The sequence below is a fragment of the Streptomyces caatingaensis genome (assembly GCF_001187435.1).
Taxonomy (GTDB): domain Bacteria; phylum Actinomycetota; class Actinomycetes; order Streptomycetales; family Streptomycetaceae; genus Streptomyces; species Streptomyces caatingaensis.
This window is the reverse complement of the sequence record NZ_LFXA01000011.1, coordinates 252842-273208: the sequence shown is the minus strand read 5'-3', so window position 1 is coordinate 273208 and position 20367 is coordinate 252842. Positions and strand designations below refer to the sequence as shown.

General features: G+C 72.3%; 20 protein-coding genes and 1 riboswitch. Of the genes, 6 read left to right on the top strand and 14 right to left on the bottom strand.

The annotated features are described in order from the left end of the window. Positions 1 to 58: 58 nt before the first annotated feature. The 4 genes from AC230_RS18710 to AC230_RS18700 form a co-directional block, all read right to left on the bottom strand. Positions 59 to 1222 (bottom strand): polyamine ABC transporter substrate-binding protein, encoded by a 1164-nt coding sequence (locus AC230_RS18710; protein ID WP_049717496.1) that lies wholly within the window; start codon positions 1220 to 1222, stop codon positions 59 to 61. A gap of 74 nt (positions 1223 to 1296) precedes the next feature. Beyond that, the gene (locus tag AC230_RS32635) at positions 1297 to 1566 is read right to left on the bottom strand and encodes a Uma2 family endonuclease (protein ID WP_157868601.1); all 270 of its coding nucleotides are present in this window, start codon (positions 1564 to 1566) and stop codon (positions 1297 to 1299) included. Beyond that, a complete protein-coding gene (locus AC230_RS32630; protein WP_053161239.1) occupies positions 1542 to 1724 on the bottom strand; it encodes a hypothetical protein in 183 nt (60 codons plus the stop codon). The genes AC230_RS32635 and AC230_RS32630 overlap by 25 nt, the downstream gene beginning before the upstream one ends. 48 nt (positions 1725 to 1772) lie before the next feature. After that, a complete protein-coding gene (locus AC230_RS18700) occupies positions 1773 to 3224 on the bottom strand; it encodes a gamma-aminobutyraldehyde dehydrogenase (protein ID WP_049717495.1) in 1452 nt (483 codons plus the stop codon). A gap of 181 nt (positions 3225 to 3405) precedes the next feature. On the opposite strand from AC230_RS18700, the gene AC230_RS18695 reads away from it, so the two are divergent. From AC230_RS18695 to AC230_RS18675, 5 genes are all read left to right on the top strand, one after another. Next, positions 3406 to 3894, top strand: a complete 489-nt coding sequence (locus tag AC230_RS18695) for an Lrp/AsnC family transcriptional regulator (protein WP_049717494.1) — start codon at positions 3406 to 3408, stop codon at positions 3892 to 3894. Next, entirely contained in the window at positions 3879 to 5267 is a 1389-nt protein-coding gene (locus AC230_RS18690; protein WP_049717414.1) for an aspartate aminotransferase family protein, read from the top strand. Before AC230_RS18695 ends, AC230_RS18690 begins: the two co-directional genes overlap by 16 nt. A gap of 249 nt (positions 5268 to 5516) precedes the next feature. Then, positions 5517 to 6254, top strand: a complete 738-nt coding sequence (locus AC230_RS18685) for an ABC transporter ATP-binding protein (protein ID WP_049717413.1) — start codon at positions 5517 to 5519, stop codon at positions 6252 to 6254. Further along, entirely contained in the window at positions 6236 to 7438 is a 1203-nt protein-coding gene (locus AC230_RS18680; RefSeq protein WP_049717412.1) for a hypothetical protein, read from the top strand. The genes AC230_RS18685 and AC230_RS18680 overlap by 19 nt, the downstream gene beginning before the upstream one ends. Positions 7439 to 7587: 149 nt before the next feature. Next, the gene (locus tag AC230_RS18675) at positions 7588 to 8514 is read left to right on the top strand and encodes a DMT family protein (protein WP_049717411.1); all 927 of its coding nucleotides are present in this window, start codon (positions 7588 to 7590) and stop codon (positions 8512 to 8514) included. Positions 8515 to 8625: 111 nt separating this feature from the next. Here AC230_RS18675 and AC230_RS18670 read toward each other — a convergent pair whose 3' ends face one another. From AC230_RS18670 to rpsB, 9 genes are all read right to left on the bottom strand, one after another. Then, entirely contained in the window at positions 8626 to 9645 is a 1020-nt protein-coding gene (locus AC230_RS18670) for an ABC transporter ATP-binding protein (protein ID WP_049717493.1), read from the bottom strand. Then, complete coding sequence (locus AC230_RS18665; protein ID WP_198535558.1) at positions 9642 to 11336, bottom strand: ABC transporter permease; 1695 nt, start codon at positions 11334 to 11336, stop codon at positions 9642 to 9644. The genes AC230_RS18670 and AC230_RS18665 overlap by 4 nt, the downstream gene beginning before the upstream one ends. After that, positions 11312 to 12400, bottom strand: coding sequence for a thiamine ABC transporter substrate-binding protein (locus AC230_RS18660; protein ID WP_049717409.1), 1089 nt, complete (start codon positions 12398 to 12400; stop codon positions 11312 to 11314). The genes AC230_RS18665 and AC230_RS18660 overlap by 25 nt, the downstream gene beginning before the upstream one ends. After that, a riboswitch (TPP riboswitch) is annotated at positions 12395 to 12499 on the bottom strand. (Overlaps the previous gene by 6 nt.) A gap of 45 nt (positions 12500 to 12544) precedes the next feature. Continuing rightward, entirely contained in the window at positions 12545 to 13651 is a 1107-nt protein-coding gene (rlmN, locus tag AC230_RS18655; protein ID WP_049717408.1) for a dual-specificity RNA methyltransferase RlmN, read from the bottom strand. A gap of 212 nt (positions 13652 to 13863) precedes the next feature. Next, positions 13864 to 14955: a phosphatidate cytidylyltransferase gene (locus tag AC230_RS18650; protein WP_049717407.1), complete on the bottom strand. Its 1092-nt coding sequence runs from the start codon at positions 14953 to 14955 to the stop codon at positions 13864 to 13866. After that, entirely contained in the window at positions 14955 to 15512 is a 558-nt protein-coding gene (gene frr, locus AC230_RS18645; RefSeq protein WP_049717492.1) for a ribosome recycling factor, read from the bottom strand. Before frr ends, AC230_RS18650 begins: the two co-directional genes overlap by 1 nt. 169 nt (positions 15513 to 15681) lie before the next feature. Then, entirely contained in the window at positions 15682 to 16461 is a 780-nt protein-coding gene (gene pyrH, locus AC230_RS18640) for a UMP kinase (RefSeq protein WP_049717406.1), read from the bottom strand. Positions 16462 to 16626: 165 nt separating this feature from the next. Continuing rightward, positions 16627 to 17463 carry a translation elongation factor Ts gene (gene tsf / locus AC230_RS18635; RefSeq protein WP_049717405.1) on the bottom strand — a complete coding sequence of 279 codons (837 nt, stop codon included), beginning with the start codon at positions 17461 to 17463 and terminating at the stop codon, positions 16627 to 16629. Between the two features lie 171 nt (positions 17464 to 17634). Further along, entirely contained in the window at positions 17635 to 18480 is an 846-nt protein-coding gene (gene rpsB / locus AC230_RS18630; protein WP_049717404.1) for a 30S ribosomal protein S2, read from the bottom strand. 315 nt (positions 18481 to 18795) lie between these two features. Here rpsB and AC230_RS18625 point away from each other — a divergent pair, with 315 nt between their 5' ends. Further along, positions 18796 to 19545 carry a M23 family metallopeptidase gene (locus AC230_RS18625; protein ID WP_241833272.1) on the top strand — a complete coding sequence of 250 codons (750 nt, stop codon included), beginning with the start codon at positions 18796 to 18798 and terminating at the stop codon, positions 19543 to 19545. A 228-nt stretch (positions 19546 to 19773) separates the two neighbouring features. Here AC230_RS18625 and AC230_RS18620 read toward each other — a convergent pair whose 3' ends face one another. After that, positions 19774 to 20328 (bottom strand): TetR/AcrR family transcriptional regulator, encoded by a 555-nt coding sequence (locus AC230_RS18620; protein ID WP_049717403.1) that lies wholly within the window; start codon positions 20326 to 20328, stop codon positions 19774 to 19776. Positions 20329 to 20367 lie beyond the last annotated feature (39 nt).

Here is a 20367-nt window from a genome sequence, read left to right as displayed (position 1 = left end):
GCGCAGGGGCGCAGCCCCTGCGCAAACGGATTGGGGCGGGTCCGGGGCACAACTCCCCCTACAGACCCACGATCTCGTTCCACTCCTTCAAGAACCCCGGCCGCTCCTTCGCCGTCATGTCCCGCGCCGTCGCGAGCCGCCCCCGCATCTCGTCCGTCGGAAAGATCAGCGGATTCGACGCCAGCTCCGCCGTCTCCCTGTCCCTGGAGGAGGCGAGGACGTCCCGCGCGGCCGGCACGGGGCACACGTAGTTGACCGAGGCCGCCAGCTTCGCCGCCACCTCGGGCCGGTAGTAGAAGTCGATCAGCCGCTCGGCGTTCGCCTTGTGCCGCGCGAGGTCCGGGATCATCAGGCTCTCCGCCCAGAGCTCCGCACCCTCCTCCGGCACCACGAACTCGATGTCCGGGTTGTCCGCCTGGAGCTGGATGATGTCCCCGGAGTACGCCTGGCAGGCCAGCACGTCCCCGGACGACAGCTCCTTGATGTAGTCGTTGCCGGTGAACCGGCGGATGTGCCGCCGCCGCACGAGCCTCCGCAGCTGATCCGTCATCCGGTGGAAGTCGTCCGCGGTCCAGCGCGTGACGTCCGCCCCGTTCCCCTGCATGAGCAGCGAGAACGCCTCGTCCATCCCGGCCAGCAGCGTGACCCGCCCGCGCAGGTCGTCCCTCCAGAGGTCCGCCGTGCGCCGGATCTCGCGGCCGAGCTTCTTGCGGTGGTAGGCGATGCCGGTGATGCCGGACTGCCACGGGACGGAGTGCCGCCGCCCCGGGTCGAAGGACGGCTCGCGCAGCAGCGGGTCGAGGTGCCGGGCGACGTTCGGCTGGGCGGACCGGTCCATTTCCTGGACCCAGCCCAGGCGGACGTAGCGCGCGCACATCCAGTCGCTGACGACGATCAGGTCGCGGCCGGTGTCCTGATGGTTCATCAGGGCGGGGCTGATCTTCCCGAAGAACTCGTCGTTGTCGTTGATCTCCTCGGTGTACTTGACCGAGACGCCGCTGCGCCGCTGGAACTCGTCCAGCGTGGGCCGACGGCCGGGGTGCTCCTCGTCCGTGTCGATGTAGAGCGGCCAGTTGGCGAAGACGAGCTGCTTGTCCTCGGCGGAACGATCCTGCGCGGCCCGGTCCCCGGGCGCGATATAAGCGGCGGGCACCCCGCACCCGGCGAGCGCTGCGGCCCCCGCACCCGCGCCCAGCGCGCGCAGCAGGGAGCGGCGGGACAGGGACTTCACGGGCTTCTCGCAATCGGCGGCGGGGACGTACGGGTCGGGAGCGGCCGCCGATGATACCGGCGAGGTCAGTCGCGGGGGAACTCGTCGGTCGAGATCGTCAGCCCGAGCGGCGTGCAGCTGAGATCGACGGGCTCACCGAAGTCGGTGATCAGCTCCGAGTGGTGGGCACCGTCCTTCGGCGACGTGCAGAGGTGGCACTTGGCCTCGTACGGATCCACGATCAGGAGCACGGGCACCCCGGCCTCGGCGTACGCCTGCTTCTTGGGCCCGTAGTCGTTCCCCTTGGCGTCCTTGGAGACGACCTCGGCGATCAGCCCCAAGTCTTGGGGGCGCACCTGTCCTTCGCGTCGGGCTCCGCCCCTTCGGCGACCTCGGCGACGTCCGGGCAGAAGCCGTTCCGGAAACCGGGGAGGTCGATGCGCACGCCCTTGTCGATCTCGGCGTCCTCCCCGAAGTGCGCACGGAGCTGACAAGCCGCACGTTTCGGCGACAAGGCGAGCCCCGGGACAGGCCCCGTCCCGGAGCTCGCCGACGCCCCCGCTCAGCCCAGCGACGTCATCACATGCTTGATCCGCGTGTAGTCCTCGAACCCGTACGCCGACAGGTCCTTCCCGTAGCCCGACTTCTTGAAGCCGCCGTGCGGCATCTCCGCGACCAGCGGGATGTGGGTGTTGATCCAGACGCAGCCGAAGTCGAGCCGCTTGGACATGCGCATGGCCCGCCCGTGGTCCTTCGTCCAGACCGAGGACGCCAGGGCGTACTCGACGCCGTTGGCGAGGGCGACGGCCTCGTCCTCGTCCGTGAAGGACTGGACGGTGATCACCGGGCCGAAGATCTCCTTCTGGATCGCCTCGTCGTCCTGCCGGAGGCCGGTGACGACGGTCGGGGCGAAGAAGTAGCCCTTCTCGCCGACCTGGTGGCCGCCGGTCTCGACCTTCGCGTGCGCGGGCAGCCGCTCGATGAAGCCCTTGACCTGGGCGAGCTGGTTGGCGTTGTTGAGCGGCCCGTAGAGCACATCCTCGTCGTCCGGCAGGCCGGTCTTCGTGTCCGCCGCGGCCTTGGCGAGCGCGGTGACGAACTCGTCGTGGACGGAGGAGTGGACGAGCACGCGGGTCGCGGCCGTACAGTCCTGGCCGGCGTTGAAGTAGCCCGCGACCGCGATGTCCTCGACGGCCTTGGCGAGGTCGGCGTCGTCGAAGACGACGACCGGCGCCTTGCCGCCCAGCTCCAGGTGGACGCGCTTGAGGTCGCGCGAGGCGGTCTCGGCGACCTGCATGCCGGCGCGCACCGAGCCGGTGATGGAGGCCATGGCGGGCACCGGGTGCTCGACCATGAGCCGGCCGGTGTCGCGGTCGCCGCAGATGACGTTGAACACGCCCTTGGGGTGGCCGAGTTCGTCCAGCACCCCGCCGATGATCTCGGCGAGCAGGACCGTGGAGGCCGGGGTGGTGTCCGAGGGCTTGAGGACGACGGTGTTGCCCGCGGCCAGCGCCGGGGCGAACTTCCACACGGCCATCATCATCGGGTAGTTCCACGGCGCGACCTGCGCGCAGACGCCCACCGGCTCCCGGCGGACGATCGAGGTCATCCCCTCCATGTACTCACCGGCGGCGCGCCCCTCCAGCAGCCGGGCGGCGCCCGCGAAGAAGCGGATCTGGTCCACCATCGGCGGCACCTCCTCGCTGCGGGTGAGGGCGAGCGGCTTGCCGGTGTTCTCCGACTCGACGGCGATGAGCTCCTCGGCCCGCGCCTCGACCGCGTCGGCGATCTTGAGCAGGGCCTTCTGGCGCTCGGCCGGGACCAGGTCCCGCCAGGCCGGGAAGGCGGCCTCGGCGGCGGCCATCGCGGCGTCCACGTCCGCCGGGCCGGACAGCGGAGCGGTGGCGTACACCTCGCCCGTGGCCGGGTCGACCACGTCGGTGGTCCTCCCGTCCGCGGCGTCCCGGAACTCCCCGTTGATGTAGTTGCGCAGACGGCGCGGCTCGGTGGTCACGGTGTGCACCTCTCCTGTGAGATGTCCGACTGGTGAGACGCCCAGCCTAGCCAGGAGGGTCACGTTTTCGATATACCCACCCGGCCGGGACGACGGAATCAGTTAACGGCAGACCATTCCGCAACGAATTCCAGCGGTCAAGGGCTTGCCTGATGGCGGACTCCTCATGCAGGGTGGGGCCGTGGCCACTCGTAGCGCAGAACCGAAGGGCGCCACCGGCGCGCCGCCCCTCGACGCCGTCTCCCTGGCGATCATCGAGCAGCTCCAGGAGGACGGCCGCCGCCCCTACGCGGCGATCGGCAAAGCCGTGGGCCTGTCCGAGGCGACCGTCCGGCAGCGCGTGCAGAAGCTGCTCGACCAGGGAGTGATGCAGATCGTCGCCGTCACCGACCCGCTCACCGTGGGCCTCCGGCGGCAGGCGATGGTCGGCGTCAACGTCGACGGGGACCTCGACCCGGTCGCCGACGCCCTGACCGCGATGGACGAGGTGGAGTACGTGGTGGTGACCGCCGGCTCGTTCGATCTCCTCATCGAGATCGTCTGCGAGGACGACGAGCACCTCCTGGACGTCATCAACAAGCGCGTCCGCACCCTGCCCGGCGTGCGCTCCACCGAGAGCTTCGTCTACCTCAAGCTCCGCAAACAGACCTATACATGGGGAACCCGATAGCCGTGAGCCAGGACCAGACCGCGCATTCCCGCACCGCGTACGACCACCTGTGGATGCACTTCACCCGCATGTCCTCGTACGAGAACGCCCCCGTGCCGACGATCGTGCGCGGCGAGGGCACCTACATCTACGACGACACCGGCAAGCGCTATCTCGACGGCCTGGCCGGGCTGTTCGTGGTGCAGGCCGGCCACGGCCGCGCCGAGCTGGCCGAGGCCGCCCACAAGCAGGCGCAGGAGCTGGCCTTCTTCCCGGTCTGGAGCTACGCCCACCCCAAGGCCGTCGAACTCGCCGAGCGGCTGGCCCACTACGCGCCGGGCGACCTCGACAAGGTCTTCTTCACCACCGGTGGCGGCGAGGCCGTCGAGACGGCCTGGAAGCTGGCGAAGCAGTACCACAAGCTCACCGGCAACCCCACCAAGTACAAGGTGATCTCACGGGCCGTCGCCTACCACGGCACCCCGCAGGGCGCCCTCGCCATCACCGGACTCCCGGCGCTCAAGGCCCCGTTCGAGCCCCTGGTCCCCGGGGCGCACAAGGTGCCCAACACCAACTTCTACCGCGCGCCGGTGCACGGCGACGACCCGGAGGCGTTCGGCCGCTGGGCCGCCGACCAGATCGAGCAGCAGATCCTCTTCGAGGGCCCGGACACCGTCGCCGCCGTCTTCCTGGAGCCGGTGCAGAACGCGGGCGGCTGCTTCCCGCCGCCGCCCGGCTACTTCCAGCGGGTGCGCGAGATCTGCGACACCTACGACGTGCTGCTGGTCTCGGACGAGGTCATCTGCGCCTTCGGCCGGCTCGGGACGATGTTCGCCTGCGACAAGTTCGGCTACGTCCCGGACATCATCACCTGCGCCAAGGGCATGACCTCGGGCTACTCCCCCATCGGCGCCGCGATCGTCTCCGACCGGATCGCCGAGCCGTTCTTCAAGGGCGGCAACACCTTCCTGCACGGCTACACCTTCGGCGGCCACCCGGTCTCGGCCGCGGTCGCGCTCGCCAACCTCGACCTCTTCGAGCGCGAGGGCCTCAACCAGCACGTCCTGGACCACGAGGCCGCCTTCCTGGGGACGCTCCGCCGACTGCACGACCTGCCCATCGTCGGCGACGTGCGCGGCAACGGCTTCTTCTACGGCATCGAGCTGGTCAAGGACAAGACCACCAAGGAGTCGTTCACGCCGGAGGAGTGCGAGCGGCTGCTCTACGGCTTCGTGTCCAAGCGGCTCTTCGAGAACGGCCTGTACTGCCGGGCCGACGACCGCGGCGACCCGGTCGTCCAGCTCGCCCCGCCGCTGATCTCCGGCCAGGACACCTTCGACGAGATCGAGCAGATCCTCCGCGGCGTCCTCACGGAGGCGTGGACGAAGCTCTGACCGCCGGAGCCCCCGTCGCGGACCCCGCGCGCCTCGTCGGCGGTGCGCGGGGTCCACGGCGTTCGCGCGGCCGCACCCCCTTCGCACCCTCGCGCGATGAGTCCGATGGGAGGAAAGTAGGGCACTTGCGCGCCGAGCCTGGGGCGGGGCCGTGATCCCCGTTCCGTACGGTGCCAGTGACCCAACGGCCCCCGGTTCGTTCACCCGGACAGGGGAACGGACCCTCCAGCGACCAGAGGTGTGCTCGAAATGGTGGCCCCGCCGGACAACGACGTGCTCTGGGCACGTGGCCTGCACTATTCCTACGACGGTTCCCCCGCCCTCGCAGGCGTCTCCATCGGCGTCCGCGAGGGCGAGGTCCTCGCGGTCACCGGACCGCGCGGGGCGGGGAAGACGACCCTCCTGAAATGCCTCTCCGGCCAGCTGGTGCCGGAGGCGGGCGAGGTGTGGTTCAACAGCGCGCCCGTGCACACCCTCTCCCGCGCCGCGCGCGAGCGGCTGCGCCGGGAGCGCTTCGGATGGATCGACAGCGCCCCCCATCTCGTCCCCGAGCTGACGGGCTGGGAGAACGCCGCCCTGCCGCTGCTGGCGCGCGGCACCGGCCACCGCGCCGCCCGGCAGGCCGCGGCCGAGTGGCTGGAGCGCCTGGACGTCGGCGACTGCGCGCGCAAGCGCCCCGGCGCCCTCACCCGGGCCCAGTGCCAGCGCATCGCCATCGCCCGCGCCCTCGCCTGCGAGCCCACCGTCGTCCTCGCGGACGACCCGGCCGCTCCCCTGCACAGCAACGACCGGGCACAGGTCCTGCGGACCCTCACGACCGCGGCCCGTTCGCACCAGATCACCGTCGTCCTGGCGGCGCCGGACGACGAGACCGCCGCGCTGGCCGACCGCGCGGTCGGCCTCGCCGACGGCCGCCGGAGCGGCGCCATCCCCGCACCGGACGCGCCCGACGGGGAGGGCAGGGCCGCGTGCTCAGTCTCCGCCTAGCCCGCGGCGCGCACCCGCTCGTCCTGCTGCGGCGCGTGCTGGTCGCGCTCGCCGCGGCGGGGGTGGGCTTCCTGCTGCTGTGCTCGCTCGGGTACGCGGTGGCGCACCCGGGACAGCCGGAGGAGTCGGTCGTCCGGCTGCTGTGGTGCGCGGTGCCGTTCGCGGCGGCCGTGCAGTTCGCCCTGGCCGTGGCCCGCACCGACCCGGCCACCCGGCCGCGGGACGGGCTGGACGCGCTCGGGCTGGGGCCCGTGCGGCTGTCGCTGCTCGCGGCCGGCACGACGGCCGTGTCGTGCGCCCTCGGCAGCGGCGCCGCGCTCCTGGTCTACCTGGAGCTGCGCGGCGACCTCGGCGGGACGCCGGTGAGCGGCTCCGCGCGGCGGCTGCTGGACGGCGGCCACGCGCTGCCGTGGGCCGGGACGCTGACCCTGCTCGGGCTGCTGCCCGTCGTGGGGGCCGGCGTCTGCGCCCTCGTCCTGCGGCCGCGCGAGCCGCGGCGGCGCGGCGCGCACGCGGACGGCCCGACCGTCCCGCCCCGGCCCGCCCCCGACCGGCCCTCGTACGCCGGTCTGCCCTGGGGCGTGGCCGTGATCGCCACAGGCCTGGCGCTGGAGGCGTACGTGGGGCACGCGCCCGCCCCCGAACCGGGCCGCCTGCTCGCGCTGCCCGGCCGGGACGGCGCCGCCTCCCCCGGGCTGCTGGGCGGCTGGCTGCTGGCCTCGCTGGGCCTGGTGCTGGCCGGGCCGGGCCTGACGCACTGGTGCGGGGTGGCCGTGGCGGCCGGGCGCCCGGGGCCGGTGCGGCTGCTGGCCGGCCGGATGCTCCAGGAGACGGCGACGCGCATCGGACGCCCGCTGGGCGTGCTGTGCGCGGTCGCCTCCGGCACGCTCGCCGCCGCCGAGGTCTACGGCGCGGGCTGGGAGCCCTCCGGGCCGCGGCCGTTCGGGCCGCTGACCGGGCTGGGGGCGGCCGTGGTCATGACCTGCGTGACGGCTACCGCGATCACGGCCGCGCTGGACGCCCGGCAGCTCCGCTCCGGCACCACGGCGGCGCTCCTGCGGCTGGGCCTCCCCGCCTCGCTGCTGCGCGGGGCGGCGGCGGTCCGGACGACCGTGCTGCTCGCCGTGCTGGCCCCGCTCACGTGGGTGATCGCCGAGCTGACGGCGCTGCCGCTGCTGAGGTGACGGCCGGAGGGCGCGCGGGTTCGACCGCGCGCCCTCCATCGCACCTTGCCGCGCCTTTTCTTGACCACTTCTTGACCCGAGGCAACTTCGCGGCCGTTTCGCTCGTCTGCATCAGGAGCAGACGCTCATTCAGGCGAACGGAGCTATTGGTGATCATCGGCCTTCTCACGGCTGTCGCGGCCTCGGCGTGTTACGGCACAGGATCCGTCCTCCAAGCCGTCGGCTCGCGCAAATCGGCCCTCCGGGAGGCCGCGAAGGCCACCACGACCGGGGTGACGCAGCACGGCGGCCCGAGCCTGGCGTCCACCGCCAAGGCGGCCGTCACCTGGGAGTTCATGGTCGGTACCGTCCTGGACTTCCTGGGCTTCGGCCTCGGTGCGCTCGCCGCGCGCATGCTGCCGCTCTTCCTCTCCCAGACGGTCATCAGCGCCAACCTCGTCGTCACCGCGCTGCTGAGCGTCAAGATGCTGGGCATCCGGCTCAAGCGGGCCGAGTGGGCCTCCATAGCCGTCGTCTGCTCCGCCCTCGTCCTGCTCGCCACCGCCGCCGGCCACGAGGGCAGCGGCGAGACCGCGCGCTCCACGCACTGGTGGCTGCTCATCATCTCCGTGGTGCTGATGGGCGGCGGCACGCTCGCCGTCCGCGTGATGGGCTCCAAGGCGGCCATCCTGGCCGGTCTGCTCTCCGGTCTGGGCTTCGGCGCCCTCGGCGTCGGCGTCCGCATCCTCGACGGCATCGACCCCTTCGACCTCCCCGCCCTCCTGACCGACCCCGCGCTCTACGCGATCCTCGTCTCCGGCATCGTCGGCATGTACCTGCACACGGTCGCCCTGCAGATCGGCTCCGTGAACGGCGCGACGGCCGCCCTGGTCGTCGGCGAGACGATCCTCCCCGGCATCATCGGCGTCCTGCTGCTCGGCGACGCGTCGCGGGCGGGCTTCGCCTGGATGGCCGTCCTCGGCTTCGTCCTCGCGGTCGCGGGCGCGGTCGCGGTGGCCTGGTTCGGCGAGCCGGACAGCCACGCGGTCGCGCCGCAGGCGGTGGAGGGTGAACGCCAGCCGGCGACTACCGGCTGACGGGTTCCTCTCCCCGCCCCGCCCTTTCACCGTGCCCCGCCCTTTCACCGTTTCTGCGCGCCGCCGCGCGGGGCAACGCGGCGAAGCGCGCAGAAACGGTGAAAGGGCGGGCTAGGGGAGAACCACCACGTCCTCAGCGGCGAAAGCGACCCGCACCGAGGCACCCACCTCCGGCGCCCCGGCCAAGGCGCACGACGCCTCCAGCTCCGGCCCGCCCCCCGGCCGCAACCGCACCGCAACGTGATCCCCCCGGAACGTCCGGGACACCACACGACACTCCAGCGCACCATCCGGCACCAGCCGCACACCCCCCGGCCGCACCAGCACCCCGCACTCCCCCTCCCCCGTCCCCTCCGGCACCGGCACCTTCCCCCACACCGTGTCGGCGACCCCGCCGCCGGCGACCGTCCCCCGGACGACGTTCTCGAAGCCGAGGAACCGGGCGACGAACTCCGACGCGGGCCGCCGCCAGACCTCCAGCGGGGTCCCCGTCTGCGCGACCCGCCCGTCCCGCATGATCACGACGCGGTCGGCGAGGGCGAACGCCTCGCCCTGGTCGTGCGTGACGGCCAGCACCGTCGTACCCAACCGGCCGAACAGCGAACGGAGTTCGACGACGAGCCGCTCGCGCAGGCTCCGGTCGAGCTGCCCCAGCGGCTCGTCGAGCATCAGCAGCCGCGGGCTCGGGGCCAGCGCCCGCGCCAGCGCCACGCGCTGCTGTTCGCCGCCGGACAGGGCCGCCACGGCCCGCCGTCCGGCCCCGGGCAGCCCGACGAGGTCGAGCAGTCCGGCGACCGTACGGGCCGCCTCCGCCCGCCCGACGCCCCGCGCGCGCAGCCCGAAGGCGACGTTCCCGGCCACGTCCCGCTGGGGGAAGAGCTGGTGGTCCTGGAACATCAGGCCCACCCCGCGCCGGTGCGCCGGCACCCCGCGCTGGTCCTCGCCGGCCAGCAGCACCCGCCCCGCGTCGGCCCGTTGGAGCCCGGCGACGACCCGCAGCAGCGTGGACTTGCCGCTGCCGCTGGGGCCGAGGACGCAGACGGTCTCGTGCTCGGCGACGTCGAGGTCCACCGCGTCCAGCGCCGTCCGGTCGCCGAAGCGGACGGTGACGCCCCGCAGACTCAGCATCAGAACTCTCCCGTACGGTCGGTGCGCACCCGCTCCAGCACCAGCAGCGCCACCGCGCACACCAGCATCAGGACGGTGCTGAGGGCCATCGCCTGGCCGTAGTTGAGCTCCCCGGGCCGGCCCAGCAGCCGGGCGACGGCGACGGGCAGGGTGGGACGGTCGGGCCGGGCGATGAAGACGGTCGCCCCGAACTCCCCCAGCGAGACCGCGAAGGCGAACCCCGCGGAGACGGCCAGCGCCCGGCCGACCATCGGCAGGTCCACCTCCCGCCAGGCCCGCAGCGGGGACGCGCCGAGCACCGCCGCCGCCTCCCGCAGCCGCGGGTCGACCGCGCGCAGGACGGGCAGCATGGTGCGGACCACGAAGGGCACGCCCACGAGCGCCTGGGCGAGCGGCACGAGGATCCAGGACGTCCGCAGGTCGAGCGGCGGCTCGTCGAGGGCGATGAGGAAGCCGAAGCCGACCGTCACCGCCGAGGTGCCGAGCGGCAGCATCAGCAGCGCGTCGAAGCCCCGGACGAGGACGCCCTCGCGCCGGGTGAGGGCCGCTGCCGCCAGCCCGCCGACGACGACGGCGATCGCCGTGGCGGCCAGCGCGTAGGAGACCGAGTTGCCGATGGCCTCCAGCGGGGCGACGACGAAGGTGCCGCCGTTGTCCCCGGCCGAGGCGAGCGCGCGGTAGAAGACGGTGCCGTAGCCGTCGGGACCGTCGAAGGAGCGCAGCACCAGCACCACCAGCGGCAGCAGGATCAGCAGCACCACGGCCGCCAATACGGCGGCGAGCAGCGTCCATTGGGCCGCCCCGCGCGGCCGGCGCGCGGTACGGCGCGCGTCCACCAGCCGCAGCGTGGCCTCGCGCCGGCGCACGGTCCGGGCGTGCACCAGCAGCAGCACCGCGACGGCCGCGAACTGCACCAGGGTGAGCACCGCCGCCGTCGGCAGGTCCAGCAGCTCGGCGGTCTGCTGGTAGATCTCCACCTCCAGCGTGGCGTAGCGCGGTCCGCCGAGGATCTGCACGGTGCCGAAGGAGGTGAAGGTGAAGAGGAAGACCATCAGCGCCGCGGCGGCCACGGCGGGGGCGAGCGCGGGGAGCGTCACCCGGCGCCAGGCGGCGAACCGCCCGGCGCCCAGCACCCGCGCGGCCTCCTCCTGCCGGGGGTCGAGCTGTGCCCAGAGCCCGCCCACCGTCCGTACGACGACGGCGTAGTTGAAGAAGACGTGGGCGAGCAGGATCGCCCAGACCGTGGTGTCCAGGCGGACGCCCCACAGTTCGTCGAGCAGGCCGCCGCGGCCGAGCAGGGCCAGGAAGGCGGAGCCGGCCACGACGGTCGGCAGGACGAAGGGGACGGTGACCACCGCCCGCAGCAGCGACTTGCCGGGGAAGTCGTAGCGCGCGAAGACGTACGCGCCGGGGAGCGCGAGCGCCAGCGTGAGCGCGGTGGAGGCGGCCGCCTGCCAGATGGTGAACCACAGGACGTGCGCGGTCGCCGGGTCGGTGACCACCTCGCCGATCCGGCCGAACTGCCAGTGTCCGTCGGCCTTCAGACCGCGCGAGACGATCGCGGCGACCGGGTAGGCGAAGAAGACCCCGAAGAAGGCGAGCGGCAGGGCCATGAGCCCGAGCCGGACCGCCGTACCCCGGTTGCCCTCCGACTCCCTTGCGGGGCGGCTCACTTCAGGACGAGCGAGGACCATGCCTTGACCCACTGGTCGCGGTTCTTCGCGATCTTCTCGGGGGCGAGGGTGTACGGCGCGTCGGCCTTCGCCCCGTAACGGGTGAAGACCTCGGGCAGCTTGGCGTCCGGGTTCACGGGCCTGACGAACATGCTGAGCGGCATGTCCTCCTGGAACGTCCGGCCCAGCAGGAAGTCGATCAGCGCCTTGCCGCCCTTGGGGTTCTTCGCGCCCTTGAGCAGCCCGGCGAACTCGGTCTGCCGGAAGCAGGTGCCGGTCGCGACGCCGGTCGGGCCCTCCGCGGGCCTGTTCTTCATGCCCAGCACCTCGGCGGGCGGGCTGGAGGCGTAGGAGACGACCAGCGGGCGGTCGCCCTTGGCCTTCCGGCCGGCGACGGAGCCGGAGAAGCGGTTGTTGTACGCCTGCTCCCAGCCGTCGACGACCTCGACGCCGTTGTCCTTGAGCTTCTTCCAGTAGTCCTGCCAGCCGTCGTCGCCGTACTTGGCGACGGTGGCGAGCTGGAAGGCGAGCCCCGGCGAGGAGGTCGCGGCGTTCTCGGTGACCAGCAGGCCCTTGTACTCGGGCTTCACGAGGTCGTCGAGGGACTGCGGCGGGGCCAGCTTGTGGTCGGCGAAGTAGGCGCGGTCGTAGTTGACGCAGATGTCGCCGGTGTCGACCGGCGTCACCCGGTGCTCACCGGCGTCCGGCTGGAGGTCCTTGGGCACCCGGTCCAGGCCCTTGGCCTCGTACGAGGTGAAGATCCCGTTGTCGAGCGCCCGGGAGAGGAGGGTGTTGTCCACGCCGAAGAACACGTCGCCCTGGGGGTGGCTCTTCGACAGGATCGCCTGGTTGACCGCCCGCCCGGCGTCGCCGCTCTTGAGCACGGAGACCTTGTAGCCGGTCTCCTTGGTGAACTCGTCGAGCACCTGCTTGGAGGCGACGAACGAGTCGTGCGAGACGAGGGTGACGGTCTTGCCGCCGTCGGCCTCGTCCGAACCGCCCGAGCCGCCGCAGGCGGCGAGGGCCGGGAGGGCGAGCGCGGCGACGGCCGCCGCGCCGAGGGCACGCCGGAGGGTGGTGTTCATGTGGTGCTGACTCCCTACGCCGGTACTAACCGGATCAGGTCCGAGGGTCTGCGGGCCGTGCCGCACTCTCAGCGCCGAGGCGCTCCCCTGTCGGAATGTTCATTTGTGCGAATGCACCGTATCAGTGCGCGGGAACGGGCCCGCTCAGCGCTCGGTCGCGGCCAGCTGGCCGCACGCGCCGTCGATCTCCTGACCGCGCGTGTCCCGGACGGTCACCGGCACGCCGTGCGCCGCGATCGCCTCGACGAACGCCCGCTCGTCCTCCGGCCGCGAGGCCGTCCACTTCGAGCCCGGCGTGGGGTTGAGCGGGATGAGGTTGACGTGCACCCGGCGGCCCTTGAGGAGCCGGCCCAGCAGATCGCCGCGCCACGCCTGGTCGTTGATGTCGCGGATCAGGGCGTACTCGATGGAGACCCGGCGGCCGGACTTCTCCGCGTACTCCCAGGCCGCGTCCAGCACCTCGCGGACCTTCCAGCGGGTGTTGACCGGGACGAGGGTGTCGCGCAGCTCGTCGTCCGGCGCGTGCAGGGAGACCGCGAGGCGGCACTTGAAGCCCTCGTCGGCGAAGCGGTGCATGGCCGGAACCAGGCCGACGGTCGAGACGGTGATGCCGCGCTGCGACAGGCCCAGGCCGTCCGGCTCGGGGTCGGTCAGCCGGCGGATCGCGCCGACGACGCGCTTGTAGTTGGCGAGCGGCTCGCCCATGCCCATGAAGACGATGTTGGACAGCCGCGCCGGGCCTCCGGGCACCTCGCCGTCGCGCAGGGCGCGCATGCCGTCCACGATCTGGTGGACGATCTCGGCCGTGGACAGGTTGCGGTCGAGCCCCGCCTGGCCGGTGGCGCAGAACGGGCAGTTCATGCCGCAGCCGGCCTGGGAGCTGATGCACATCGTGACCCGGTCCGGGTAGCGCATCAGGACGGACTCCACGAGCTTGCCGTCGTGCAGGCGCCACAGGGTCTTGCGGGTGGTGTCGTCGTCGCACGAGATGTGCCGCACGACGCTCATCAGCTCCGGCAGCAGCTCGCCGGCGAGCTTCTCGCGGGCGGCGGCGGGGATGTCCGTCCACTCGGCCGGGTCGTGGGCGTATCGCGCGAAGTAGTGCTGGGACAGCTGCTTCGCCCGGAAGGGCTTCTCGCCGATGGCGGCGACGGCCTCCTTGCGCTCGGCGGGCGAGAGGTCGGCGAGGTGCCGCGGGGGCTTCTTGGCTCCCCGCGGGGCGACGAAGGTCAGTTCTCCGGGCTTAGGCATGATGCATCCAGTGTCGCAGATGCGCGGACGGGGTCCGCCGCCCTGTGGACGACGGACCCCGTCGGGCGAACGCCGCGGCTCAGGCGCCGGCGAAGGCCACCGGCAGCAGCCACACCACCGGAGCCGTCGGCAACAGCGAATCCAGGCGGTCCATACAGCACCCGACGCGCGGCTACCGCCGCGTGGCGCCATGGCCCGACCACAACCCGACGTCAGCCCGACCCCACAAACGCCACCAGCAACAACCACACCACCGGAGCCGTCGGCAACAGCGAATCCAGTCGGTCCATGATCCCGCCATGGCCCGGCAGGAGCCGGCCCATGTCCTTGATGCCCAGGTCGCGCTTGATCATCGACTCGCCGAGGTCGCCCAGCGTGGCGCTGACTGCGACCGCCAGGCCCAGCAGCAGGCCGTGCCACCACTGACCACCGTCGATCAGGTACCGCATGCACAGCGCGCCCGCGGCCATCGCGAACAGCACGGCGCCCACCAGGCCCTCGCGGGTCTTGCCGGGGCTGATGCGCGGCGCGAGCTTGTGCCTGCCGAACCGCCAGCCCACCGCGTAGGCGCCGGTGTCGCTGACCACCGTGAGGATCAGGAAGGTCAGCACCCGCCAGGCACCGTCGTCCGCGGCCAGCATCAGCGCCACGAAGGTGGCGAGGAACGGCACGTAGAACGCGGCGAAGATGCCCGCCGTGACGTCCTTGAGGTAGTCGTCCGGCGGCTCGGTCATCCGCCACACCAGCACCGCCAGCGCCGTGAAGGCCATGGCGACCCACGCGCCCTCGGAACCGTTGACGTACCCGGCGACCGTCATCGCCGCGCCGCCGATGGCCAGCGGCACCAGCGGCGCCCTGATCCCCTTGCGCTCGGCGAGCCGCGAGGTCAGCTCCCACAGGCCGACGACCACGGCGACGACGATGACGCCGAGGAAGACGGGCTTGTAGATGAACAGCGAGGCGACGATGACCGCGCCGAGGCCCAGTCCCACCCCTATCGCGGCACGCAGGTCGCGTCCCGCGCTCTTCTTGCCCGCCTTGGGCGCCTGGGGGGCGGCGGGCTCCTGCGGCCGGATGTCGGGCTCCCCTCGGTCGCTTTCGTCGCGGAACAGGGGGCCACTCAGGTGCGTGGCCCCCTGGTCACGGTCGTCCTGGTCTCCGCCTGCGTCGGGCACGATCGGCATGGGGCGAGTCTGCGCCGCCACGGCCGCTTCGCCCACGGGACCCGCCGGGAACGGGGGGACCCGGTCGGCGGCCCCCCACTGCCCGGCGCGCGACGGGGCTCCCCAGGATGCGTCGTTCATCAGACCTCGAGCAGCTCGGCTTCCTTGTGCTTGAGCAGCTCGTCCACCTGCGCCACGTACTTCGCGGTGGTGTCGTCGAGCTCCTTCTCCGCGCGCCGCACGTCGTCCTCGCCGGACTCCTTGTCCTTGACGAGCTTGTCCAGCGCGTCCTTGGCCTTGCGGCGGACGGAGCGGATGGACACCTTCGCGTCCTCGCCCTTGCCCTTGGCGACCTTGATGAACTCCCGGCGGCGCTCCTCGGTGAGCTCGGGGAAGGTCACCCGGATGATGTTGCCGTCGTTGCTGGGGTTGACACCCAGGTCCGAGTCGCGGATGGCCTGCTCGATGTTGCGCAGCGCGCTCTTGTCGAAGGGGGTCACCACGGCCATGCGCGGCTCGGGCACCGAGAACGACGCCAGCTGGTTGATGGGCGTCAGCGCACCGTAGTAGTCCGCCACGATCTTGTTGAACATCGCCGGGTGCGCACGCCCGGTGCGGATCGCCGCGAAGTCCTCCTTGGCGACCACAACGGCCTTCTCCATCTTCTCCTCGGCTTCGAGGAGGATCTCTTCGATCACCACTTGCTCCTGGTGTTATCAGTAAGCAGAGCCTCGCCCCTGCGCGCGTCTTCTCCTGCACGGTGTCCGACCGGCAGGCGGTTGTCCATCCCCGTGCCGTGGTCTTCCCGCGGCCCGGAGTTGCCGTCCGCCGGCGGCCCGGGGGCGCGGCGGACGGCTGCGGGGCGTGTCAGTCCCGCGTGCCCTGGTCGCTCACGAGCGTGCCGATCTTCTCACCCTTGACGGCGCGGGCGATGTTGCCCTCGGCGAGCAGCTCGAACACCAGGATCGGCAGCTTGTTGTCCATGCACAGGCTGATGGCGGTGGCGTCGGCGACCTTGAGGCCGCGGGAGAGCACCTCGCCGTACTCGAGCGCGTCGAACTTGACCGCGTTCGGGTTCTTCTTCGGATCCGAGTCGTAGACCCCGTCGACGCCGTTCTTGCCCATGAGGATCGCCTCGGCGTGGATCTCCAGGGCGCGCTGGGCGGCGGTGGTGTCGGTGGAGAAGTAGGGCATGCCCATGCCCGCGCCGAAGATCACGACGCGGCCCTTCTCCAGGTGGCGCACGGCGCGCAGCGGGATGAACGGCTCGGCGACCTGGCCCATGGTGATGCCGGTCTGGACCCGGGTCTCCACGCCCTCCTTGGCCAGGAAGTCCTGGAGGGCGAGGCTGTTCATCACGGTGCCGAGCATGCCCATGTAGTCCGAGCGGGCCCGGTCCATGCCGCGCTGCTGGAGCTCGGCGCCGCGGAAGAAGTTGCCGCCGCCGATGACCACGGCGATCTCGTAGCCCTCGCGGACCACGGCCGCGATCTCCCGGGCGATGGCGTGCACGACATCGGGGTCGACACCGAGCCCTCCGCCGCCGGCGAAGGCCTCACCCGACAGTTTCAGCAGGAACCGGCGGGGCTTTCCCTGGTCGGCGTTCGTGTCGTCGGCGGCCTCGCGCGCGTCCGCACCCTGATTCATTGGAGTTCTCCTCGTGCACATACGAAGAAGGCCATTGCCGGTTGGGTCCTTTCGGTTCCCTCTGCGGCAATGGCCTCCTCGTCACATCAGCGGCCGGCCGGTGGACGGTCGGCTGCGTACGACCCTAGCGGGTCGCCGGTCGTTCGCTGCCCTGTGTCGGGCGGCTCAGGCGCCGACGCGGATGCGCGAGAAGCGCTTCAGCGTGACACCGGCCTCGTCCAGGACCTTCTGGACGGTCTTCTTGTTGTCCTTGGCGAACGCCTGGTCCAGCAGGACCTGCTCCTTGAAGAAGCCGGTGACGCGACCCTCGACGATCTTCGGCAGGGCGGCCTCGGGCTTGCCCTCGGCGCGGGCGGTCTCCTCGGCGATGCGGCGCTCGTTCTCGACGACCTCGGCCGGGATGTCCTCGCGGGAGAGGAACTTAGGCGCGAAGGCGGCGATGTGCTGCGCGACGTCCTTGGCGACCTCGGCGTTCTCCTTGTCCAGCTCGACCAGGACGCCGACCTGCGGGGGCAGGTCCGCGGCGGTGCGGTGCATGTACGCGGAGACGTAGCCGTCGGCGAAGCGCGCGAAGCGGTCGACGACGATCTTCTCGCCCAGGGTGGCGTTGGCCTCGTCGATGAAGGCCTGAACGGTCTTGCCGGCCTCGATCTCGGAGGCGAGCAGGGCCTCCAGGTCGGCCGGGGCGGACGTGGCGATGTGGGCGGCCAGGGCGTCGGCGACGGCCACGAACTTCTCGCCCTTGGCGACGAAGTCGGTCTCGCACTTCAGCTCGACGATGACACCGGAGGTGTTGTCGTCGGCGATCAGGGAGGCGACGGCACCGTTCTCGGTGGTGCGGCTCTCGCGCTTGGCGACGCCCTTGAGGCCCTTGACGCGGACGATCTCGATGGCCTTCTCGAGGTCACCGTTGGCCTCGTCGAGGGCCTTCTTGCAGTCCATCATGCCGGCGCCGGTCTTCTCACGGAGAGCCTTGACGTCAGCGGCGGTGAAGTTCGCCATCTCTGAAATCCTTCTTGTGCACTACGCCCTGCCGTGCCGCTCGGCACCCGGCAGGGCTGGTCCGTCTTGAGGTCACCACGACGGCCGGCTCCCGTCCAGCGGACGGGACCCGGCCGTGGATCCACCGGGCGGCGGCGGGGCCTGGACGACCCCGCCACCGTTACGGCCGGGTCAGGCCTGCTCGGCGTCCGCGGCCGGCTTCTCGGCCTCGGCAGCGGCGGCGGCCGGAGCCTCCTCCGCCTTCTTCTCGCCCTCGAGGAGGTCGCGCTCCCACTCGGCCAGCGGCTCGCCCGCGGCCTTGTCGCCCTTGCCGGCCTCGGCCACGCCGGAGCGGGCCATCAGGCCCTCGGCGACGGCGTCGGCGATCACGCGGGTGAGCAGGGTGACGGAGCGGATCGCGTCGTCGTTGCCCGGGATCTTGTAGTCGACCTCGTCCGGGTCGCAGTTGGTGTCGAGGATCGCGACGACCGGGATGCGCAGCTTGCGCGCCTCACCGACGGCGATGTGCTCCTTCTTGGTGTCCACGATCCAGACGGCGCTGGGCACCTTCTGCATCTCGCGGATACCGCCGAGGGTCTTCTCCAGCTTGGCCTTCTCGCGGGAGAGGACCAGGAGCTCCTTCTTGGTGAGGCCGGAGGCGGCCACATCCTCGAAGTCGATGAGCTCGAGCTCCTTCAGGCGCTGCAGGCGCTTGTAGACGGTCGAGAAGTTGGTGAGCATGCCGCCCAGCCAGCGCTGGTTGACGTAGGGCATGCCGACCCGGGTCGCCTGCTCGGCGATGGCCTCCTGGGCCTGCTTCTTCGTGCCGACGAACATGATGGAGCCGCCGTGCGCGACGGTCTCCTTGACGAACTCGTAGGCGCGGTCGATGTACGACAGCGACTGGAGCAGGTCGATGATGTAGATGCCGTTGCGCTCGGTGAAGATGAAACGCTTCATCTTCGGGTTCCAACGACGGGTCTGGTGACCGAAGTGGACGCCGCTCTCCAGCAGCTCCCGCATCGTGACGACGGCCATGGCCGCGCTCCTTGTAATACTCGGTTTCCACGGCGGCCGGGCGGCCGCCGCTCCTGACGCCCCGGCGCGTCCGCCGCGGACCGCCCCGGTGAAGGGGCCGCTCACGGACCGAGGGACACGGCCACCGCGCTGCCCGGGAAGGGTCGTGCGCGCCGGTGGCGGGGCGTGCGAAGTCGACCCGGTCACCCGGGTCGCCAAGAGAAGTGTACGGGACCGGGGAAGGACCGGGTGACGGCGTTGTCCACAACCCGCGAGTAGTCCACAGATCCGGGCCAAGATCCGCGCGCGGGGCGGGAGTCGGCCACGGTGGTCGTCATGGGACGACGTATGACGACGGCTGTCGCGCTCCCGGTCGCGGCGGCGTGGGCCCCGGCGGCCCTCGGGGTGCTCTTGCTCCTCATGGGCGCGCTGATTGCCGGCGGGGGCCGGGCGGCGGGTGCGGTGGCGCCGCCTCCGGCCGAGGTGCGGGCCGAGGTGCCCGCCGCGCCCGGGCCGGACGGCGCCCGGGCCTGGCCCGTCGAGGGGCCCGGGGGCGCACGGCCGCGGGTGGCGCGGGGCTGGGAGCCGCCGCCGGTGCGGTGGGCGCGGGGGCACCGCGGTGTGGATCTCGCCGCCGGGGCGGGAGCGCCCGTCCGGGCCGCCGCGCCGGGGACGGTGTCCTTCGTGGGGACGGTCGCGGGGCGCGGGGTGGTGGTCGTGGAGCTCACGGGGAGCGGGGATCCGCCCCTGCGGACGACGTACGAGCCGGTACGGCCCGGCGTGCGCCGGGGCGACGTGGTGACGGCCGGGGCGGTGCTGGGGGAGCTGGAGGCGGGGCCGTGGCACTGCGCCACGGGCTGCCTGCACTGGGGCCTGCTGCGGGGGCGGGAGTATCTCGATCCGCTGACGCTGCTGCCCCGCTGGATGCTGCGGCGGCCGGCGTCGCGGCTGCTGCCGCTGGGGGTGGGCGGGGAGGCTCCTCCCCGGCCCCACCGTTCACTGTTCTCACGGGGCTCCGTGTTCTCACGAGGCTCCGTCCGGGAACCGCCTTCCGTCCGGGAACCGCCCTCCGGTCGGTGGGGATGAACGCGGCGCAGCCGCGTTGCCCCGCGCGGGAGCGCGGAGAAAGCGGGGAAAGCAGGGAAACGGTGAAAGCGGGGGCACCCCTCCGGGGACGGGCGGGGCAGGAAGCTCCAGCCGTCCGCCGGACAGCCACAACCGCGAGCGGCGCGGTGGAGACCGGCTCGACCGGCTGTGCCCGGGGCGCAGCCCGCCGGAGCCGGGACGGGGCAAGGGCCCGGCAAGGCCCCGGGGTCAGCCCCGCACGCCCCGCAGGGCCATCCCCACGGCCGCCTCCGCGATCCGCTCGGGCTCCTCCACACCGAGCTCGATCCGCCGTACCGCCGCGTCCACGACGCCCTGGAGCATCATCGCGACCAGGCGCGGCTCCTCGTGGCCGAGGGCCACCAGCGCCTCGCCCAGCAGGGCGACCAGGCCGCCGTGCGCCGCCCGGATCTTCTCGCGGGCGCCGGCGTCGAGCTCGCCGGCGGAGATGGCGACGACGGCCCGGTGCCGGCGGTCGCCGACGAGCGCGAGCTGTTGCCGGACGTACGCCTCGATCTTCTCCTCGGGCGTCCCGGCCCGGCGCATCGCGTCCTCGACCTCCGCCGCCCAGACGGGGAAGTCGACGGCGCACAGCTCCTCGACGACGGCCGCCCGCGAGCGGAAGTACTCGTACACGGAGGACCGCGCCAGCCCGGTGCGCTCGGCGAGGGCGGGGAAGGTGAGGGCCTCCGTCCCGCCCTCGGACAGCAGGGATCGGGCGGCGTCCAGCAAGGCGCCACGCTGCATCGTCCGGTGCTCGGCCACGGAGGCCGCTCGAATCCTGGGCACGCTCCCACTTTACGG

Excerpts from the sequence above, each read along its gene's own strand:
- AC230_RS18690 (WP_049717414.1), top strand. The coding sequence starts at position 3,879 with ATGGGGAACCCGATAGCCGTGAGCCAGGACCAGACCGCGCATTCCCGC.
- AC230_RS18685 (WP_049717413.1), top strand. The coding sequence starts at position 5,517 with ATGGTGGCCCCGCCGGACAACGACGTGCTCTGGGCACGTGGCCTGCAC.
- AC230_RS18665 (WP_198535558.1), bottom strand. The coding sequence starts at position 11,336 with ATGGTCCTCGCTCGTCCTGAAGTGAGCCGCCCCGCAAGGGAGTCGGAG.
- AC230_RS18660 (WP_049717409.1), bottom strand. The coding sequence starts at position 12,400 with ATGAACACCACCCTCCGGCGTGCCCTCGGCGCGGCGGCCGTCGCCGCG.
- rlmN (WP_049717408.1), bottom strand. The coding sequence starts at position 13,651 with ATGCCTAAGCCCGGAGAACTGACCTTCGTCGCCCCGCGGGGAGCCAAG.
- AC230_RS18650 (WP_049717407.1), bottom strand. The coding sequence starts at position 14,955 with ATGAACGACGCATCCTGGGGAGCCCCGTCGCGCGCCGGGCAGTGGGGG.
- pyrH (WP_049717406.1), bottom strand. The coding sequence starts at position 16,461 with ATGAATCAGGGTGCGGACGCGCGCGAGGCCGCCGACGACACGAACGCC.
- tsf (WP_049717405.1), bottom strand. The coding sequence starts at position 17,463 with ATGGCGAACTTCACCGCCGCTGACGTCAAGGCTCTCCGTGAGAAGACC.
- rpsB (WP_049717404.1), bottom strand. The coding sequence starts at position 18,480 with ATGGCCGTCGTCACGATGCGGGAGCTGCTGGAGAGCGGCGTCCACTTC.
- AC230_RS18625 (WP_241833272.1), top strand. The coding sequence starts at position 18,796 with ATGGGACGACGTATGACGACGGCTGTCGCGCTCCCGGTCGCGGCGGCG.